The organism is Pantoea eucalypti (assembly GCF_009646115.1).
Lineage (GTDB): Bacteria > Pseudomonadota > Gammaproteobacteria > Enterobacterales > Enterobacteriaceae > Pantoea > Pantoea eucalypti.
In genome coordinates, this window is sequence record NZ_CP045720.1 from 3438912 (window position 1) to 3457654 (window position 18743).

Sequence of the window (18743 nt, forward strand, 5' to 3'; positions counted from 1 at the left end):
CCCCATGGAACCTTACAACCCACCGCGTGAACCCTGGCTGCACATCCTTTATCAGGATGCGCATATCATGGTGGTGAACAAACCCAGCGGTCTGCTCTCGGTACCCGGTCGTCTGGATGAGCACAAAGATAGCGTGATGACGCGGATACAGCGGGATTTCCCGCAGGCGGAATCTGTGCACCGACTTGACATGGCGACCAGTGGCGTGATGGTCGTGGCGCTGACCAAGGCGGCGGAGCGTGAGCTGAAACGACAATTCCGCGAGCGGGAGCCTTCCAAAACGTATGTGGCCTGCATCTGGGGTCATCCGGAGAAGGAAGAGGGGCTGGTTGATCTGCCGCTGATCTGCGACTGGCCAAATCGTCCAAAGCAGATGGTCTGCTTCGAGAACGGCAAAGCCGCACAGACAGAATATCAGGTGCTGGAGTATCGGGCGGACAACAGTACGCGGATTTCGCTTAAGCCGATTACTGGCCGCTCACACCAGCTAAGGGTGCATATGCTGGCGCTGGGCCACCCGATTCTGGGGGACAACTTCTATGCACATCCGGAGGCCAAAGCGATGGCGCCCCGTTTACTGCTGCATGCGGAGTCACTCACCATTACCCATCCGGCATTTGGTAATGCCATGACGTTTCGTCAGCCCGCCGACTTTTAAGGTTTACGGCAGGACTGTCGCCGTGGCCTCCTCTGTTGCAGAAGAGGCCACAGGAGTGAGTCATTACTTGAAGCCTTTCTCTTTGCGAATCAGATCGTAAGCCGCCTGGATTTCCTGCGCTTTCTGCTTCGCCATCTCCATCATCTCTGGCGGTAACCCTTTCGCCACCAGCTTATCAGGATGATGCTCACTCATGAGCTTGCGGTAAGCACGTTTAATCGTGGTGGCGTCATCACTGCTCTTCACGCCCAAAACGCTACAGGCATCTTCCAGCGTTGGACCACGTTGCGCCTGCTGAAAGCCGCCTGAACTGCGCGGCCCGCCGCCAAACTGCTGGCCGCCCTCCATCATGCGCAGGAACTGATCGAACTGACCACGCGAAATGCCCAGCTCTTCGGCAATCACGTAGAGTACCTGTCGCTCATTGGGGTGCAGTGAGCCGTCGGCAAAGGCGGCCTGGATCTGAATCTCCAGGAACATCCGAATCAGGTCGAACCGGCCAAAACAGGCGCTGCGCAGTTCTCGCAGCTTGCTGCGCAACGGGTAATCCGCCTGCTTACCTTCGCGGAACGCCCGCTGAGCAGCCGTGCGTGAGTCACCGTGCAGCTGCATCCGCTCCATGAGCAGCGAAGCAATCTGGATATCCGCTTCCGTAACCCGCCCTTTTGACTTGGTCAGATGGCCCATCACCTGAAAGGTGGTGCTGAAAAACAGCGTCTGCCGGGTCTGATTATTTGAGAAGTAAGCCTTGCCTTGTGCGCCACGTACTTTGTCAATCATATGGCCAATGATCAAACCGATCACAATACCCCAAAAGCCTGCGCCGGAAAGTAATCCCACCGCCAGACCCATAACTTTTCCCCAGTAGCGCATAAACTCCTCAATTCGCCATGCTTGCGGCTGAAAATTGCATTATCATACCTGTCATTTATCTCAGCGCCTAACGGCAACGCTGACAGACCAGGATTAACACTGGCGCAACGCCGGGCAGTAAGTTAGTCTCTGACCCGATTGTCGGCATGATGCCAGTTTTCATGGAATTCTCGATACCGCGTATGAAAAAACATATACCTACCCTGCTGGCCACACTGATCGGCGCAGCCATTAGCCAGCAAGCCTTTGCCGACGATTTGATGTCGCAGTGTATGTTAGGCGTGCCGAGTTATAACCGCCCGCTGGTCAACGGTGATACCAACCAGCTGCCTGTCACTATTCACTCCGACGCCGCCAAAGGGAACTATCCCAATGATGCGGTCTTTACCGGCAATGTGAATATTGAGCAGGGCAACAGCCGTATGCAGGCGGATGAAGTTCAGCTTCATCAGCGTCAGCAGGAAGGCCAGACGGCGCCAGTGCGTACCGTCGATGCCCTGGGTAATGTGCACTACGATGACAACCAGGTCATCCTGAAAGGTCCGAAAGCCTGGTCAAACCTCAACAGCAAAGATACCAATGTCTGGAACGGTGATTATCAGATGGTGGATCGTCAGGGACGCGGCACCGCCGACCAGATGAAGCTGCGCGGCGATAACCGCTACACCATTCTGGAGAACGGCACCTTTACGTCCTGTCTGCCCGGTTCCAACAGCTGGAGCGTGGTCGGTTCACAAGTCATCCAGGATCGCGAAGAGGAAGTGGCGGAGATCTGGAACGCCCGCTTTAAGCTGGGTCCGGTTCCGGTGTTCTACAGTCCCTATCTGCAGTTACCGATTGGCGATCGTCGTCGATCCGGTTTCCTGATCCCGAATGCAAAATTTGGCAGCAACAACGGCTTTGAGTTCGTGCTGCCTTATTACTGGAACATTGCGCCGCAGGCCGATGCGACCATCACGCCGCACTACATCAGTAAGCGCGGCATGAAATTTGAAAACGAATTCCGTTATCTGACGACGCTGGGTGCCGGCCTGGTAGAATTCGACTACCTTGGCTCCGATAAACAGTACGATAACGACAAAGCACTTCGTGGCATCGCCGAGGATTCCAGCTCCGACCGCTGGTTGTTCTACTGGCAGCATGCCGGTGTCTATGAACAGCACTGGCGTTTCAACGCCAACTACACCAAAGTCAGCGATCAGTATTACTTCAACGATCTCGACTCGAAGTACTACAGCTCCACCGACAACTACGCCACGCAGAAATTCAGCGTTGGTTATGCGGACACCAACTGGGACGCCACACTCTCAGCCAAAGATTTCCAGGTGTTTGGCAGTACTACCAGCAATAACGTCTACCGCGCGATGCCGCAGCTGGATGTTAACCTCTATCAGAATGATATCGGCCCGTTTGATGGCCGGGTTTATGCTCAGGCGGTGAAATTCACCAACGTCAACAGTCGTCTTCCTGAAGCGACCCGTTTACACGTTGAGCCAACCCTGAACCTGCCGCTCTCCAACGGCTGGGCCAGCCTGGATACCGAAGCGAAGTTCCTGGCGACCCACTATCAGCAGACTGACGTTGATTATTATAACAATACGGCCAATGGCTTCAGAGGAAGCAATAGCGGCGAACTGGATGAATCGGTAAACCGCACCCTGCCGCAGTTTAAAGTGGATGGCCGGCTGGTGTTTGACCGCGATATGGACTCCGCAGTGGGTTATACCCAGACGCTGGAACCACGCGTGCAGTATCTTTATATCCCGTACCGCGACCAAAGCAATATCTATCCGTACGACTCTACGCTGCTGCAAACCGACTACACCGGTCTGTTCCGCGATCGTACCTATAGCGGCCTGGATCGCATCGCTTCAGCCAATGAAGTGGCAACCGGTGTTACCTCGCGTATTTATGATAACGATCTGGTTGAACGTTTTAACGTTTCTGTGGGTCAAATCTACTCGTTTACCCCTTCTCGTACTGGTGTGAATCAAACCAATAAAGAAGATGATACCGGCAGTCTGATTTGGGCTGGCGATACATACTGGAAAATCAGCGATCGCTGGGGTGTTCGGGGCGGGCTGCAATATGACACCAAACTCGACAACGTCTCCCAGGGCAATACTGTTCTGGAGTACCGTCGTGATGCCGACCGTATGGTGCAGTTGAGCTACCGCTACAGCAGCCCGGAATATATCGCGGCAGCGTTAAATGACAGCAACCTGGTGACCAATCCTATCTACAAAAATGGGATTTCACAGGTGGGCACCACGGCCAGCTGGCCGATTGCCGATGCATGGTCTGTGGTAGGTGCTTACTACTACGATACCCGCAACAAGCGTCCGGCGTCGCAGCTGGTTGGCCTGCAATACAGCTCATGCTGTTACGCTCTCCGGGTCGGTTACGAGCGCAAAATTAACGGTTGGGAAAACGACGACAGTAAGTACGACAACCAAATCTCATTCAACATTGAGCTGCGTGGTCTGAGTCCTAACTATGGCTTAGGCACCAACGATATGCTGCGTCAGGGCATTATCCCTTACCAGCCTGCTTTCTGATGTTGTGATGTTTGACAGGCAATCCCGCAGTGCGGAACCAACAATGGATAAAGTATGAAGAACTGGAGAATGCTGATTCTTGGTGTGGCAATCAGTGCTAACACCGCGTTCGCAGCACCACAAGTCGTTGATAAAGTTGCAGCCGTGGTCAATAACGGCGTGGTTCTTGAGAGTGACGTGGATGGCATGATGAGCACCGTTAAATCTCAGGCCCAGCAGGCTGGTCAGCAGTTGCCGGATGATAAAACGTTGCGCCATCAGATTCTGGAACGTCAGATCATGGATAACATCATTCTGCAGATGGGTGATAAAGCCGGGGTTCAGATCAGCGATGAGCAGCTGGACCAGGCGATTCAGAACATCGCGGCGCAGAATAAGATGAGCCTTGATCAGCTGCGCAGCCGTCTGGCTTATGACGGCATGAACTACAGCGTTTATCGTTCTCAGATTCGTAAAGAGATGACCATTGCTGAAGTGCGCAACAACGAAGTGCGTCGTCGCATCACGATTCTGCCGCAGGAAGTCGATACGCTGGCGAAACAGATTGGCTCTCAGAACAGTCAGGGCACAGAACTGAACGTCAGCCATATTCTGCTGCCACTGCCGGAAAACCCGACACAACAGCAGGTTGATGAGCAGGAAACGCTGGCGAAACAGCTGGTTGGCGAACTGAAAAATGGCGCTGACTTCGGCAAAATGGCCGTGACCTACTCTGCCGATTCGCAGGCGCTGAAAGGCGGCAACATGGGCTGGGGTAAAATCGAAGAGTTACCGACCCTGTTTGCTCAGGCCCTGTCGAGCGCCAAAAAAGGCGATATCGTCGGTCCGATTCGCTCGGGTGTGGGCTTCCACATCCTGAAAGTGAACGATCTGCGTGGCGAGAACAAAAATGTCTCAGTCACTGAAGTTCATTCACGTCACATTCTGCTGAAGCCATCGCCAATCCTGACAGATGAGCAGGCACGCGCACAGCTGGAGCAGATTGCTAACGATATCCGCAGTGGTAAAACCACCTTTGCGGCGGCGGCTAAGCAGTACTCTGATGATCCGGGTTCAGCGAACCAGGGCGGCGATCTTGGCTGGACCTCTCCGGAAGTCTTTGATCCGGCCTTCCGTGACGCGCTGCTGCGCCTGAAAAAAGGCCAGACCAGCCAGCCGGTTCACTCCTCTTTCGGCTGGCATCTGATTCAGTTGCTGGATACCCGTCAGGTGGACAAAACCGATGCGGCCCAGAAAGAGCGTGCTTACCGTATGCTGTTTAACCGTAAGTTTGCGGAAGAAGCACAGACCTGGATGCAGGAACAACGTGCCAGCGCCTACGTGAAGATTCTGGATGGCAATGCGCAGTAATCACCGTGTGGTGATCACGCCCGGCGAACCTGCCGGGATTGGTCCCGATCTTACCGTTCAGCTGGCCCAGCACTCCTGGCCGGTTGAACTGGTCGTCTGCGCCTCGCCTGCCCTGTTGCAGCAGCGTGCGGCGCAACTCGGTCTGCCGCTGACCCTGCGTCCCTATCAGCCTGGCGTGGCCGCTGAGCCACAGCAGGCGGGAACACTGACTATCCTGCCAGTCGAAACGGCCGCGACGGTCACGCCCGGCGAGCTTTGCGTCGCCAACAGTGACTACGTGCTGGCCACGCTGGCGCGCGCCTGTGACGGTTGTCTCGACGGTGAATTTGCGGCCCTGATTACCGGCCCGGTGCACAAAGGCGTCATTAATGATGCCGGCATCGCCTTTACTGGCCATACCGAATTCTTCGCCGATCGCGCAGGCGGCCATCGGGTCGTCATGATGCTGGCGACAGAGCAGCTACGCGTCGCGCTGGCTACTACCCATCTGCCGCTGAAAGATGTCCCCGCTGCGGTGACCCGCGACTGTCTGCATGAAGTGATCACGATTCTTCATCGTGATCTGCAGCAGAAGTTTGCCATTGCCGAGCCGCATATCTACGTCTGTGGTCTTAACCCTCATGCGGGCGAAAGCGGCCACATGGGTCGGGAAGAGATTGAGACCATTACGCCAGCCCTTAATGAACTGCGTCAGCAGGGCATTAAACTGACCGGCCCGCTGCCTGCGGATACCCTTTTCCAGCCTAAATATCTGCAACATGCCGATGCAGTGCTGGCGATGTATCATGACCAGGGTCTGCCGGTACTCAAATTTCAGGGGTTTGGCCGGGCGGTAAATATCACCCTGGGCCTGCCCTTTATCCGGACTTCAGTTGACCACGGCACCGCGCTTGAACTCGCCGGTCTGGGTCAGGCTGAACCGGGCAGCTTCATCACGGCGCTTAACCTCGCCATCACTATGATCAAGAGCAGTAATGAATAATCGCGTCCATCAGGGGCACTACGCCCGTAAACGTTTCGGGCAGAACTTCCTGAACGATCAGTACATTATCGACAGCATTGTCTCCGCCATCCATCCACAGCGCGATGAAGCGCTGGTAGAGATCGGCCCAGGCCTGGGTGCCTTGACCGAGCCGGTAGGCGAACGCCTCGATAAATTAACGGTGATAGAACTGGACCGCGATCTCGCTGCGCGTCTGGAAACGCATCCGTTCCTTGGCCCGAAACTGACTATCTTCCAGCAGGATGCCATGACGTTCGACTTCGCCGCACTGGCGCAGGAGAGAGGCCAGCCGCTACGGGTATTTGGTAACCTGCCATACAATATTTCGACCCCGCTGATGTTCCACCTTTTCAGCTATACTGGTTCGATCAAAGATATGCACTTCATGCTGCAGAAAGAGGTGGTTAATCGTCTGGTCGCCGGTCCGGGTAATAAAACCTACGGTCGTCTGACGGTAATGGCGCAGTACTACTGCCAGATCATTCCGGTGCTGGAAGTGCCTCCGCACTCCTTTACGCCGCCACCGAAAGTGGACTCTGCCGTGGTGCGTCTGGTGCCGTATGCCGAGCCGCCGTATCCGGTCAGCGATGTGCGTATCCTGAGCCGTATTACCACTGAAGCGTTCGGCCAGCGTCGTAAAACGCTGCGCAACAGCCTGAGCCACATGGTGGCTGCCGGCGCGCTGGAGGAGTTATCCATAGATCCAACCCTGCGTGCCGAGAACGTCTCCGTCGCGCAATATTGTCAGCTGGCGAACTGGCTGGCGAATCATCAGGGAAAATCGCAGGAGTAAGTCATGAGTGAAACGGCCCGCGTCTCCGTCCATGTGCAAAGCCAGTACGTTGCCTCACAATCCTCACCGGATGATGATCGTTACGTCTTCGCCTATACCATTACGATTCGCAATCTGGGCCGTTCCTCAGTGCAACTGCTGGGACGTTACTGGCTGATTACCAACGGTAACGGCCGCGAAACGGAAGTTCAGGGCGAAGGCGTGGTGGGTGAACAACCGCTTATCGCGCCAGGCAATGAGTTTCAGTACACCAGCGGAGCCGTGATCGAAACACCGATGGGCACCATGCAGGGACACTATGTGATGGTCGACGAACAGGGTGACACCTTCCATGTCGAGATCCCGGTGTTCCGCCTCGCCATTCAGACCCACATTCATTAATTCATACGCTTTTTGCCCGTTTAGTCGGGCAGCTTCCTGATGGATAAAACCTTATGAGCACATACCTGATTGGCGACGTTCACGGTTGCTACGACGAATTACGTGCCTTGCTGCAACAGGTTGATTTCAATCCTGAGCAGGATACCCTGTGGCTGACCGGCGACTTAGTGGCGCGGGGTCCGGGCTCACTTGAGGTTCTGCGCTACATAAAATCGCTGGGCGACGCAGTGCGTCTGGTGCTGGGCAATCACGATTTACATCTGCTGGCGGTCTACGCTGGAATCAGCCGTAATAAGCCCAAAGATCGCCTGACACCGTTGCTGGAAGCGGACGATGCGGATGAGCTGATCAACTGGCTGCGTCGTCAGCCGCTGTTACAGGTTGATGAAGAGAAAAAGCTGGTGATGGGACACGCCGGTATCACGCCGCAATGGGATATCGAGACCGCGAAAAAGTGTGCGCGTGAAGTCGAAGCGGTACTTGCCAGTGACAGTTATCCGCTGTTTCTGGATGCGATGTATGGCGACATGCCAAATAACTGGAGTGAAGATCTGACTGGTCTGGCACGTCTGCGCTTCAGCACTAACGCTTTGACCCGCATGCGTTACTGCTTTCCCAATGGTCAGCTGGATATGATCTGCAAAGATGCCCCTGAATCTGCCCTTCCCCCGCTAAAACCCTGGTTTAACATTGCGGGGCCGGTCGCACGTGACTACACCATTGTGTTCGGTCACTGGGCCTCGCTGGAAGGCAAAGGGACGCCTGAAGGAATCATCGGTCTGGATACCGGTTGCTGCTGGGGCGGAACGCTGACGCTGCTGCACTGGGAAACGCAACGCTATGTGGTACAGCCCTCCAATCGCGAAAAAGCGCTGGCCTCCAGCGAAAGTCTGGCACCGCCCGCGCTATAACGGCGATGCTGGCCGGCAAGGCCAGCATCCTCTCTTATGCGCCGATAATGCCGCCATCTTCGCGGGTGATCATGATCACTGACGACCGGGGACGCGGACTGTTATCGGGAAAGTGCGAGTCACCCTCTTCGCCGGGATGCTGCACATTGACGAACAGCGTTTTGTAATCTGGTGTGAAGGTGATGCCCGTCAGCTCGCACGATTTGGGGCCAACCATGAACCGGCGGATCTCCCCACTATCCGGATCCCCCACCAGCATCTGATTGTTCCCCTGCCCCTGATAATCCTCTTTGTTACTGTACTTGCCATCGGTCAGGATCCATAACCGCCCGTGCGCATCAAACCCCAGACCATCGGGACTGTTAAAGGTGTTTTCAGCGGTGATGTTAGGTGTACCGCGATAGATCCCTTCAGGATGCGCGATCGGATTGCCGCACAACGCATAGATATCCCACTCAAACGCCTGCGCCGTGGCATCGCCCTTTTCATCCCAGCGAATAATCTGGCCGTAGATATTTTTAGGACGCGGATTCGCCGCATTAACCGGCATGCCTTCATTGCCACGTTTGTTATTGTTGGTCAGCGTACAGTAAGCACGACCATCATGCGGGTTAACAGCAATCCACTCCGGCCGGTCCATCCGCGTGGCGTTAACCACATCAGCCGCCGCACGCGCATTAATCAGAATATCGGCCTGACTGTTAAACCCCTTTTCAGCGGTGAGTCCATTTTCACCCCACTTCAGCGCCAGCCAGCGACCGGTGCCTTTCAGCGGCGTGCCCTGCGCATCGCTATTGAACTGCGCCACATAGAGCGTGCCTTTATCCAGCAGTCCGTGATTGGCTTTGGCATCATCCGGGATGACTTTGTCGTCTGAGACATATTTATAGATATACTCGCCGCGCTCATCGTCGCCCATGTAAACCACCAGCTGACCGGTTTTAGCGACCGTAACGGCGGCATTTTCGTGCTTGAAGCGCCCCATTGCAGTGCGTTTTACCGGCACGGAGTGAGGATCAAAGGGATCGATTTCGACAATCCAGCCGTGGCGGTTAAATTCATTGGGGTTTTTGGCGATGTCGAAACGGGGATCAAAGTCGGCCCAGTTACGCTCTGGCTCGGCGGCATTCAGGGTATAGCGCTTTTGCTGCGGCGTTGGCGTAAAGTCCGCCTGATGGGTACCAAAGTAGGTGTCGTAGTTCTCTTCACAGGTGAGATAAGTTCCCCACGGCGTTTTACCGTTGGCGCAGTTGCCAAAAGTGCCCAGGACATGCATTCCCTGTGGATCGGCGGCGGTCTGCAGCGCTTTATCGCCCGCTGCCGGGCCGGAAAAGCGCATCGGAGTATTGGCGGTAATACGGCGGTTGAACTCAGAAGGACGCACCACCTGCCAGCGATTGTCCTCACCCCGTTTGACTTCAACGATGGAGATGCCGTGCGCCGCCTGCGACTTTTTCACATCTTCCAGGCTGGTCGCTTTGCTGCCGCCGTGGGCGAACAGCGTCGGCTCATTCACATATTCATTGTTGATCGCCATGACGCCACGCTGGTCATTAATGGCGAAGAAGCTCATACCGTCGTTGTTGTCACCGAACTGCTTTTCCTGATCTTCCGCGCTGTTATTGCCGTGCGGATCAAATGCGACTGCGCCATTCACCAGCGGATCTCCCCAGGAGATCAGCACGTCTGTGCGATAGCCGGGGGCCACCACAATCTCATCGGCGGTGGATGCGGCAATGCCCTGAAAGCCCAGCAATGGGCTTCCCGCTGGCTTCTCCTGCGCCAGTGCGCTTCCTGAGAGTGTGAGGCCGCCGCTGAGAAAGCCGGTCAGCCCGAGAGCGCCGGAACCGGCAATGAATTTACGACGCAGAGGATCACGCAGACGGTCAGTGCTTAATGCGGAGAGTTCGGTTTTCATTATTAATTGCTTCCTTCATGAAGATCCCAGAAAAGAAGCAATGCTAATGAACAGAGATGACAGCCAGGTTACAGTCTGGCAAAGGGAGGATCAGCGACGACGGTCGAGGATCTCAAAGCAGTAGCTGTGGGAGTTCTGCTCGTCAGCATCGTGAAACTCGCTGAACGTAGACTGCCACTCATCCGGCTCGTAATCCGGGAACTGTGTATCACCTTCAACTTCTGCATCAATGTGCGTCAGATAGAGACGATCGGCGCGCTTCAGCATCTGCTCATAGACGCGTCCACCGCCAATCACCATGATCTCTTCAGCATCACCGGCTGCCTGTATCGCCTCATCCAGTGAGGTGACCCAGGTGACGCCTTCCGTGGTGCCCGGCTGACTGCTGACCACGATGTTCAGCCGGCCAGGTAACGGACGACCAATAGATTCAAAGGTCAGTCGACCCATAATGACCGGTTTCTTCAGCGTATTGCGTTTGAACCACGCCAGATCTGCAGGCAGGTCCCACGGCATGGCGTTCTCCATTCCAATAATGCGATCTGCTGCTAATGCCGCGATAAGACTAATCATGTTAACCACTCACTGAAAAAATTGGCGCCATGATACGTAAAGGTGAAACTTTCGTCGATAGGGGAAAAGGTCTATTTGCGTAAAGCTTTTCATGATGCCGCTTTTCATGCCCTGTGCAGCGTTTTTCACCGCGTAATCGCGTCAGTTTGCCGCAGCTCGCCAGCGACAGGCCTCAGGCTGGCACAAAAAGCGTGCGCAAAAGGAAACGGCTCCCGGAGGAGCCGTAAAGCCTGGTCTGGCTAGCGGTAAGATCGGTGCAGCACAGGGAACGCAGTCAGATCGGAAAGACGCAAAAGCTGTTATCCATGACCGCTCGGCCCGCGCGATTACGCACCTCATCCCTGAGGTGCGCCCGTATACGGGCCAACGCTTTGCGTTGTTCAAAAACGCTCCCGGCGTTTTTTTCCATGGCGCGGGACGCTTTCCTCCTCTGCCTGTGCTCCCTGCCCGTTAAGATCGTTTATCGCTGCAAGCCTGATTAAGGCTCGTCAGGATGATCAGAAGTCGTAGCGCAGACGCACCAGATTCATATCACCCAGGTTATCGGTGCTGGAGGTGAAGACATGTTCGTAGTCAACACGGAAACCGTAGTCGAGGAACAGCACCACACCCAGACCGTTGTCGATGCGCTGGTAATCACGACCGGTCATGACCTCAATGCGATCACCCATAACATAAGGCTGAACCGCTTTCAGACCATACTGCCCCACCGGGATTTTGTAACCGGCGAAATATTCAACGCCCCACGCATCGCCAGCAAAGTAGTTACGCGCGTCTTTGCGTTTGGTCGTCATGAAGTTCTGATACCAGCCACCACCGGCTGACAGCGTCCAGTTGCCTGGTGTCCAGCTTAATGCAGAGCCGTAAATGTTCTGATCGTAATCGCGGCTGTCGCCATTGTTCGGGTTACGCATCGCCGCGCGCGTGTAGTTCCACGCCGTGCCCCAGCTCAGTTCATCAGAGATATGGTAATCCACGCCCAGCGAGCCGCCGCCTTTGCGCTTATAGCGCAGGCCATTGCCTGGCAGATATTCGTTATCGTCGAACAGATAAGAGGCGTAAATATCCGCATCGCCGAAGGTGTTTTTATATTTCAGCTGCTTGCGTGAACGGTAAGATCCGTCGTAGTCACCGTTGATTCCGTTTCCCGGTGCCTGGCCGATCATGTCGTAATCCCAGATATCGGTCTTGGCGCCCACAGTGTCATAATACACGCTGTTCTGCTGACCAAAGGTAAGCTGACCCCAGGTTTTGCTTTTCAGACCGGTGTAGAGCTGGCGACGCGTGGTGTTATTGGCACCGTCAGCATAGTGGCGATCCCAGCCGAAAACTGCCGGGACGTTAACGCCCAGCTCGTAATAGCTGATCCAGCTCACGTCATCAAACAGGTAATAGTCAGCACCGAAACGGAAACGGGTGCCGCCATCAAAACCGTCACGCTTGTAAGATTTGTCATCCACGCCGGTCTGATGATTGAACTGAGCACGAATGCTGCCGCCAACCTTAAAATTAAGACGGCTAAGCGGATCGCCCGCCTGCGGATCCTGCTTTAACAACGTCACTTCCGCCTGGCTGGCGAAAGGAAGAATAGCCATCAGTGCAGCCACTGCACTCAGAGAAAAAGTACGCATTTTCATTTTTTAATTATGTCCTGATACGCTCCAGTGATGAGCGGCAGGCATAGTACTGGCGAAAAATCCGTACAGGAAGTGTTTATATTATAAATTTGTGCGAACCAGCCCCATTCGCACCTAAAGCTAAAAAATTAAGCCAAATCAGTCACTTTAACACAAACTCCAACCCCTTCCCGGACCTGACTTTCAGATTATTGCCAGTAAGAGGGCCAAAAAAAACGGCTCCCGGAGGAGCCGTTTTTCACATTACATCGCCTTTATCTGGGCATGCATTTCCTGAACGGAGATAACCTGTTCCGTCGGATCTGCATTCAGCGCCATCGCAGTCGCGAAACCGCCGTTCAGCGTAGTGTCGTAGTGCACTTTATACTGCAGTGCGCTACGGCGAATCAGCTTCGAATCTTCAATCGCCTGACGACCCGCTGTGGTATTCACGATGTAGCTATACTCGCCATTCTTCAGACGGTCCTGAATATGCGGACGACCTTCATGCACCTTGTTAACCAGGCGCGGATTAATGCCCGCCTCGCCCAGTACCACCGCCGTGCCGTGAGTCGCATCCAGTTCAAAACCGAACTTCTGCAGCTTAGCCGCCAGGTCAACGATACGTTTCTTGTCGCCTTCACGCACCGACAACAGCGCACGGCCCGACTTCTTCATATTGCTCTGTGCGCCCAGCATCGCTTTCGAGAACGCCTCAGCGAACGTGCGGCCCACACCCATGACTTCACCGGTAGAGCGCATTTCTGGTCCCAGAATCGGGTCAACGCCCTGGAACTTGTTGAACGGCAGCACCACTTCTTTAACGGAGTAGTAAGGCGGAATCACCTCTTCAGTGACGCCCTGCTCTGCCAGCGTTTTACCTGCCATCACGCGCGCGGCCACTTTCGCCAGCGGTACACCCGTCGCTTTAGAGACGAACGGAACGGTACGCGCCGCACGTGGGTTGACTTCAATCAGGTAGACTTCGTTGTCTTTCACCGCGAACTGGACGTTCATCAGGCCGCGAACATTCAGCTCGAATGCCAGCTTCTCAACCTGCTGGCGCATCACATTCTGAATCTCCTGACTCAGCGTATAGGCCGGCAGTGAACAGGCGGAGTCACCGGAGTGAACACCAGCCTGCTCGATGTGTTCCATGATGCCACCAATCAGCACCCGCTCGCCGTCGCAGATCGCATCCACATCCACTTCGACCGCATCATCCAGGAAGCGATCCAGCAGCACCGGCGCATCGTTGGAAACCGAAACCGCCGTCTGGAAGTAGCGCTTCAGGTCGATTTCATCGTAGACGATCTCCATGGCACGGCCGCCCAGCACATAAGAAGGACGGACCACCAGCGGATAACCCAGGCCAGCAGCTTTCTCCACCGCCTGCTCCAGCGTCGCGACGGTGGCGTTAGCCGGTTGCTTCAGATTCAGGCGATCAACCGCCTGCTGGAAACGTTCACGGTCTTCAGCACGGTCAATGGAATCCGGGCTGGTGCCGATAACCGGTACGCCTGCGGCTTCCAGCGCACGCGCCAGTTTCAGCGGAGTCTGACCGCCATACTGCACGATCACGCCTTTTGGCTGCTCAATGCGCACAATCTCCAGCACATCTTCCAGCGTAACCGGCTCGAAGTAGAGGCGATCGGAGGTGTCGTAGTCGGTCGAAACGGTTTCCGGGTTACAGTTAACCATAATGGTCTGGTAGCCATCTTCACGCAGCGCCAGTGCGGCGTGAACGCAGCAGTAGTCGAATTCAATACCCTGGCCGATACGGTTGGGTCCACCACCCAGAATCATGATTTTTTCACGATCCGCACTCGGATTGGCTTCGCACTCTTCTTCATAGGTGGAGTACATGTAGGCCGTGTCCGTCGCGAACTCTGCGGCACAGGTATCTACGCGCTTGTAAACCGGGTGCAGATTAAACTGCTGACGCAGCTTGCGGATTTCGCTCTCCGCCACACCCGCCAGCGTCGCCAGCCGTGCATCGGCAAAGCCTTTACGCTTCAGCGTGCGCAGGAAATTCGCATCCAGGCTATTAACGCCTTCGCGGGCGACCTGATCTTCCAGTTTAACCAGCTCTTCAATCTGCACCAGGAACCAGCGGTCAATGTTGGTCAGATTGAACACGCCATCGACGGACATGCCTGCACGGAAAGCATCTGCGATATACCAGATACGGTCTGAACCGGCATCTTTCAGCTCACGACGGATGCGGGTTAACGCTTCCGGGTCATCGAGGTGCACTTTCGGGTCGAAGCCGTTAGCGCCTACTTCCAGGCCGCGCAGCGCTTTCTGCATGGACTCCTGGAAGGTACGGCCAATCGCCATCACTTCGCCGACCGACTTCATCTGCGTGGTCAGGCGATCGTTGGCACCGGCAAATTTTTCGAAGTTGAAACGTGGGATCTTGGTAACAACGTAGTCGATTGAAGGCTCGAACGAGGCAGGCGTTAAACCGCCGGTGATATCGTTCATCAGCTCGTCGAGGGTATAGCCAACCGCCAGTTTGGCCGCCACTTTAGCAATCGGGAAGCCGGTCGCTTTTGACGCCAGCGCTGAGGAGCGTGACACGCGCGGGTTCATCTCGATGACAATCAGACGGCCATCTTTCGGGTTAACGGAGAACTGCACGTTGGAGCCGCCAGTTTCAACACCGATCTCACGCAGTACCGCCAGCGAGGCGTTACGCATGATCTGATACTCTTTGTCAGTCAGCGTCTGGGCAGGCGCTACCGTGATGGAGTCACCGGTGTGAATCCCCATTGCGTCGAAGTTTTCGATTGAGCAGACGATGATGCAGTTATCGTTTTTATCGCGCACCACTTCCATCTCATACTCTTTCCAGCCAATCAGCGACTCATCAATCAGCAACTCATTGGTGGGAGAGAGGTCGAGACCGCGTTCACAAATCTCTTCAAACTCTTCGCGGTTGTAAGCGATGCCGCCACCGGTGCCGCCCATGGTAAAGGAAGGACGGATAATGCACGGGAAGCCAACATCTTCTGCCACGGCCAGCGCTTCTTCCATAGTGTGTGCGATGCCGGAGCGCGCCGTATCCAGGCCAATGCTTTTCATCGCCACGTCGAAACGACGACGATCTTCTGCTTTGTCGATCGCATCAGCAGTCGCACCAATCATGGTGACGCCAAACTCTTCCAGCACGCCATGACGTTCCAGCTCCAGCGCACAGTTCAGCGCCGTCTGTCCGCCCATGGTGGGCAGTACTGCATCCGGGCGCTCTTTTTCGATGATTTTGCGCACCACTTCCCAGTGAATCGGCTCAATGTAGGTCGCATCAGCCATTTCCGGGTCAGTCATGATCGTCGCCGGGTTGGAGTTCACCAGAATGACGCGGTAACCCTCTTCACGCAGCGCTTTACACGCCTGCGCACCGGAATAGTCAAATTCGCAGGCCTGGCCGATCACAATCGGACCGGCACCAAGAATCAGGATGGATTTTAGGTCTGTACGTTTTGGCATGAATTAGCTCCTGATTACTTCGCTTGCAGACGGAATGCGTCAATCAATTCAATAAAGTGGTCAAACAGCGGCGCAGCATCACCCGGCCCCGGGCTGGCTTCCGGGTGACCCTGGAAGCTGAATGCTGGCTTGTCAGTGCGATGGATGCCCTGCACGGTTTTATCGAACAACGAAATGTGGGTCACACGCAGGTTCGCTGGCAGATTGTTCTCGTCGACCGCAAAACCGTGGTTCTGCGCGGTGATCATCACGCGGTTATTTTCGAGATCTTTCACCGGATGGTTACCACCATGGTGGCCGAGTTTCATCTTCACGGTTTTAGCACCGCTGGCCAGCGCCAGCAGCTGATGACCCAGGCAGATACCGAACACCGGAATCTCTGTCTTCAGGAAGTCCTGAATCGCGCTGATCGCGTAGTCGCACGGCTCCGGGTCACCAGGACCGTTGGAGAGGAAAATGCCATCCGGATTCAGCTTCAGCACCTCTTCAGCTGGCGTCTGTGCCGGAACCACAGTCAGACGGCAGCCGCGATCGACCAGCATACGCAGAATGTTGCGCTTGGCGCCGTAGTCATAAGCCACCACGTGATATGGCAGCGACTCCGCAGCAGCCTGCTCTGGCAGACCTGCGTCCAGTGTCCAGCTGCCCTGCTGCCAGCTGTAAGTCTCAGTGGTGCAGACCTCTTTCGCCAGATCCATTCCTTTCAGTCCCGGGAATGCCTGGGCCTTTTGCAGCGCCAGTGCGGCATCCGGATTGTCGCCGGCAATAATGCAGCCGTTCTGCGCCCCTTTCTCACGCAGCAAGCGCGTCAGCTTGCGGGTATCGATATCGGCAATCGCCACAATGTTGTTGCGCTGCAGGTAGGCCGACAGGCCTTCTTCGCTACGGAAGTTGCTGGCAATCAGCGGCAGGTCACGAATAACCAGGCCCTGCGCATGAATCTGGCTGGATTCTTCGTCGGCGGCATTGGCACCGACATTACCGATATGGGGATAAGTGAGAGTAACGATTTGGCGGGAATAGGAAGGATCAGTGAGGATTTCTTGATAGCCGGTCATTGAAGTGTTGAAAACGACTTCTCCCACTGCCGATCCTGTTGCCCCGATGGCCCGACCGTGGAATTGGGTTCCGTCTTCCAGAACCAGGATTGCTGACTTTATCAAAACATCCTCCAGGGAATAAACAGTCAATATATCTGCATATTAATTCAAAATAGCCGCCTGAATCAATGCAAAAACCGCCTGAATTGTCGATTTTTGGCAAATTGCGCGCATTCTAATGACAGCCCTGGTCATTGTCTACCCTGCAGCGGGATTTTTTCACACTTATCTGCCTTATGAGGTAAAAAACAGGTATGAGCGGCAAAAAGAGAGGAAAACCCGGCAGAATAATCGTTTGCCAGGCGACATAAAAACGAAACCGGCTTAAGCGGTCCCTTATTTTTGACCAAATGGTCAAAAACGGCGTCCATCAGGGAAAATAAATGAATAAAAGATGGGAAAACAACAACCAGAAAGTAATTTTAAATCAGAATGGCGATTTTAAGATAAAATTAAGGGCAATGAAAACATTGCCCCTTTTCAATCAAGGTATTAACGATTGAAATAACCACATCACGATGGTTCACAACACTCACAACATCGACAAATCCAGCACGTCACGCATATCAAACAAACCAGATTTCTTATCTTTTAGCCATAAAGCTGACTTAACGGCGCCATTTGCAAAGGTCATGCGACTTGAGGCCTTGTGGGTAATCTCTACACGCTCACCGATATCTGCAAACATCGCCGTATGCTCACCCACGATGTCACCCGCGCGAACCGTAGCAAAACCAATGGTCTGTGGCTGGCGTTCACCGGTGTAGCCTTCACGCGTATAAACCGCATGCTCGTCCAGTTTCCACTGCATGGCATCGGCTATCGCCTCACCCATCGCCAGTGCGGTGCCAGACGGCGCATCTACTTTATGACGATGATGTGCTTCGACAATTTCAATATCCGCATATTCACCCATGACTTTGGCAGCCTTCTCCAGCAGCTTCAGCACCAGATTAACCCCCACGCTGAAGTTAGCGGCAAAGACAATGGCGATATCTTCCGCCGCCGCGCGAATGGCTGCTTTGCCTGCCTCATCAAAACCGGTGGTGCCAATCACCATCGCTTTTCCGTGCTCACGGCAGATCGCCATATACTCCAGCGTGCCTTCCGGACGGGTGAAGTCGATCAGTACATCAAAGTCGTTAGTCACCGCGCGTAAATCGTCAGCGATGAGGATGCCATTCTTTCCGATGCCCGCTAACTCACCAGCGTCGCTGCCGATCAGCGATGAGCCTGGACGTGCCAGTGCCACACCCAGCTCAACGCCTTCTGCCTGCTGCGTCGCCAGAATCAGATTACGGCCCATACGGCCCGGCGCGCCCACAATAGCAATGCGGATAGTGTTCATATTTATTCATTCCTAAAACAAAACTATGCATCCAAAGCGTCATCAGGTTAACGGTGAGTTAACAGTCACGCCACTAATAATCCGTGATAATAAGAATTTTATGCCAGCCGCCTGTGATTATCAGTAAAAGCAATCATCGCAGTGAACAACGGCATTTCAGCAGGGCTAT

General features: G+C 54.7%; 14 protein-coding genes. 7 read left to right on the forward strand and 7 right to left on the reverse strand.

Annotation, left to right across the window (positions count from 1 at the left end):
* The first annotated feature begins 4 nt into the window (after positions 1-4).
* Positions 5-658, forward strand: a complete 654-nt coding sequence (gene rluA / locus EE896_RS16105; protein ID WP_003854796.1) for a bifunctional tRNA pseudouridine(32) synthase/23S rRNA pseudouridine(746) synthase RluA — start codon at positions 5-7, stop codon at positions 656-658.
* Between the two features lie 63 nt (positions 659-721).
* Here rluA and djlA read toward each other — a convergent pair whose 3' ends face one another.
* Positions 722-1531 carry a co-chaperone DjlA gene (gene djlA / locus EE896_RS16110; RefSeq protein WP_140916185.1) on the reverse strand — a complete coding sequence of 270 codons (810 nt, stop codon included), beginning with the start codon at positions 1529-1531 and terminating at the stop codon, positions 722-724.
* A gap of 182 nt (positions 1532-1713) precedes the next feature.
* On the opposite strand from djlA, the gene lptD reads away from it, so the two are divergent.
* Genes lptD through apaH form a run of 6 tightly spaced genes read left to right on the forward strand, consistent with a single transcriptional unit; the run spans position 1714 to position 8527 of the window.
* The gene (lptD, locus tag EE896_RS16115; protein ID WP_050540837.1) at positions 1714-4089 is read left to right on the forward strand and encodes an LPS assembly protein LptD; all 2376 of its coding nucleotides are present in this window, start codon (positions 1714-1716) and stop codon (positions 4087-4089) included.
* 54 nt (positions 4090-4143) lie between these two features.
* Positions 4144-5439 carry a peptidylprolyl isomerase SurA gene (gene surA, locus EE896_RS16120; RefSeq protein WP_003854801.1) on the forward strand — a complete coding sequence of 432 codons (1296 nt, stop codon included), beginning with the start codon at positions 4144-4146 and terminating at the stop codon, positions 5437-5439.
* Positions 5429-6421, forward strand: coding sequence for a 4-hydroxythreonine-4-phosphate dehydrogenase PdxA (gene pdxA, locus EE896_RS16125; RefSeq protein ID WP_008925562.1), 993 nt, complete (start codon positions 5429-5431; stop codon positions 6419-6421). Before surA ends, pdxA begins: the two co-directional genes overlap by 11 nt.
* The gene (rsmA, locus tag EE896_RS16130; RefSeq protein ID WP_003854805.1) at positions 6414-7235 is read left to right on the forward strand and encodes a 16S rRNA (adenine(1518)-N(6)/adenine(1519)-N(6))-dimethyltransferase RsmA; all 822 of its coding nucleotides are present in this window, start codon (positions 6414-6416) and stop codon (positions 7233-7235) included. Before pdxA ends, rsmA begins: the two co-directional genes overlap by 8 nt.
* 3 nt (positions 7236-7238) lie before the next feature.
* Positions 7239-7616 carry a Co2+/Mg2+ efflux protein ApaG gene (gene apaG / locus EE896_RS16135; protein WP_003854807.1) on the forward strand — a complete coding sequence of 126 codons (378 nt, stop codon included), beginning with the start codon at positions 7239-7241 and terminating at the stop codon, positions 7614-7616.
* Positions 7617-7669: 53 nt separating this feature from the next.
* Entirely contained in the window at positions 7670-8527 is an 858-nt protein-coding gene (gene apaH, locus EE896_RS16140) for a bis(5'-nucleosyl)-tetraphosphatase (symmetrical) ApaH (protein ID WP_140916184.1), read from the forward strand.
* A gap of 34 nt (positions 8528-8561) precedes the next feature.
* On the opposite strand, the gene EE896_RS16145 is transcribed toward apaH, so the two are convergent.
* The 6 genes from EE896_RS16145 to dapB all read right to left on the reverse strand — a co-directional run bounded on the left by EE896_RS16145 (position 8562) and on the right by dapB (position 18574).
* Positions 8562-10445, reverse strand: coding sequence for a PhoX family protein (locus EE896_RS16145; RefSeq protein ID WP_140916183.1), 1884 nt, complete (start codon positions 10443-10445; stop codon positions 8562-8564).
* A 90-nt stretch (positions 10446-10535) separates the two neighbouring features.
* Positions 10536-11018, reverse strand: coding sequence for a type 3 dihydrofolate reductase (gene folA / locus EE896_RS16150; RefSeq protein WP_033763249.1), 483 nt, complete (start codon positions 11016-11018; stop codon positions 10536-10538).
* Between the two features lie 497 nt (positions 11019-11515).
* On the reverse strand, positions 11516-12655 hold the full coding sequence (locus tag EE896_RS16155; protein ID WP_039658801.1) for a porin: 1140 nt from the start codon (positions 12653-12655) through the stop codon (positions 11516-11518).
* A gap of 243 nt (positions 12656-12898) precedes the next feature.
* Positions 12899-16126 carry a carbamoyl-phosphate synthase large subunit gene (gene carB, locus EE896_RS16160; RefSeq protein ID WP_140916182.1) on the reverse strand — a complete coding sequence of 1076 codons (3228 nt, stop codon included), beginning with the start codon at positions 16124-16126 and terminating at the stop codon, positions 12899-12901.
* Between the two features lie 14 nt (positions 16127-16140).
* Positions 16141-17289, reverse strand: coding sequence for a glutamine-hydrolyzing carbamoyl-phosphate synthase small subunit (carA, locus tag EE896_RS16165; protein ID WP_033763250.1), 1149 nt, complete (start codon positions 17287-17289; stop codon positions 16141-16143).
* Between the two features lie 469 nt (positions 17290-17758).
* Complete coding sequence (gene dapB, locus EE896_RS16170) at positions 17759-18574, reverse strand: 4-hydroxy-tetrahydrodipicolinate reductase (protein WP_078804755.1); 816 nt, start codon at positions 18572-18574, stop codon at positions 17759-17761.
* Between the last annotated feature and the right edge of the window lie 169 nt (positions 18575-18743).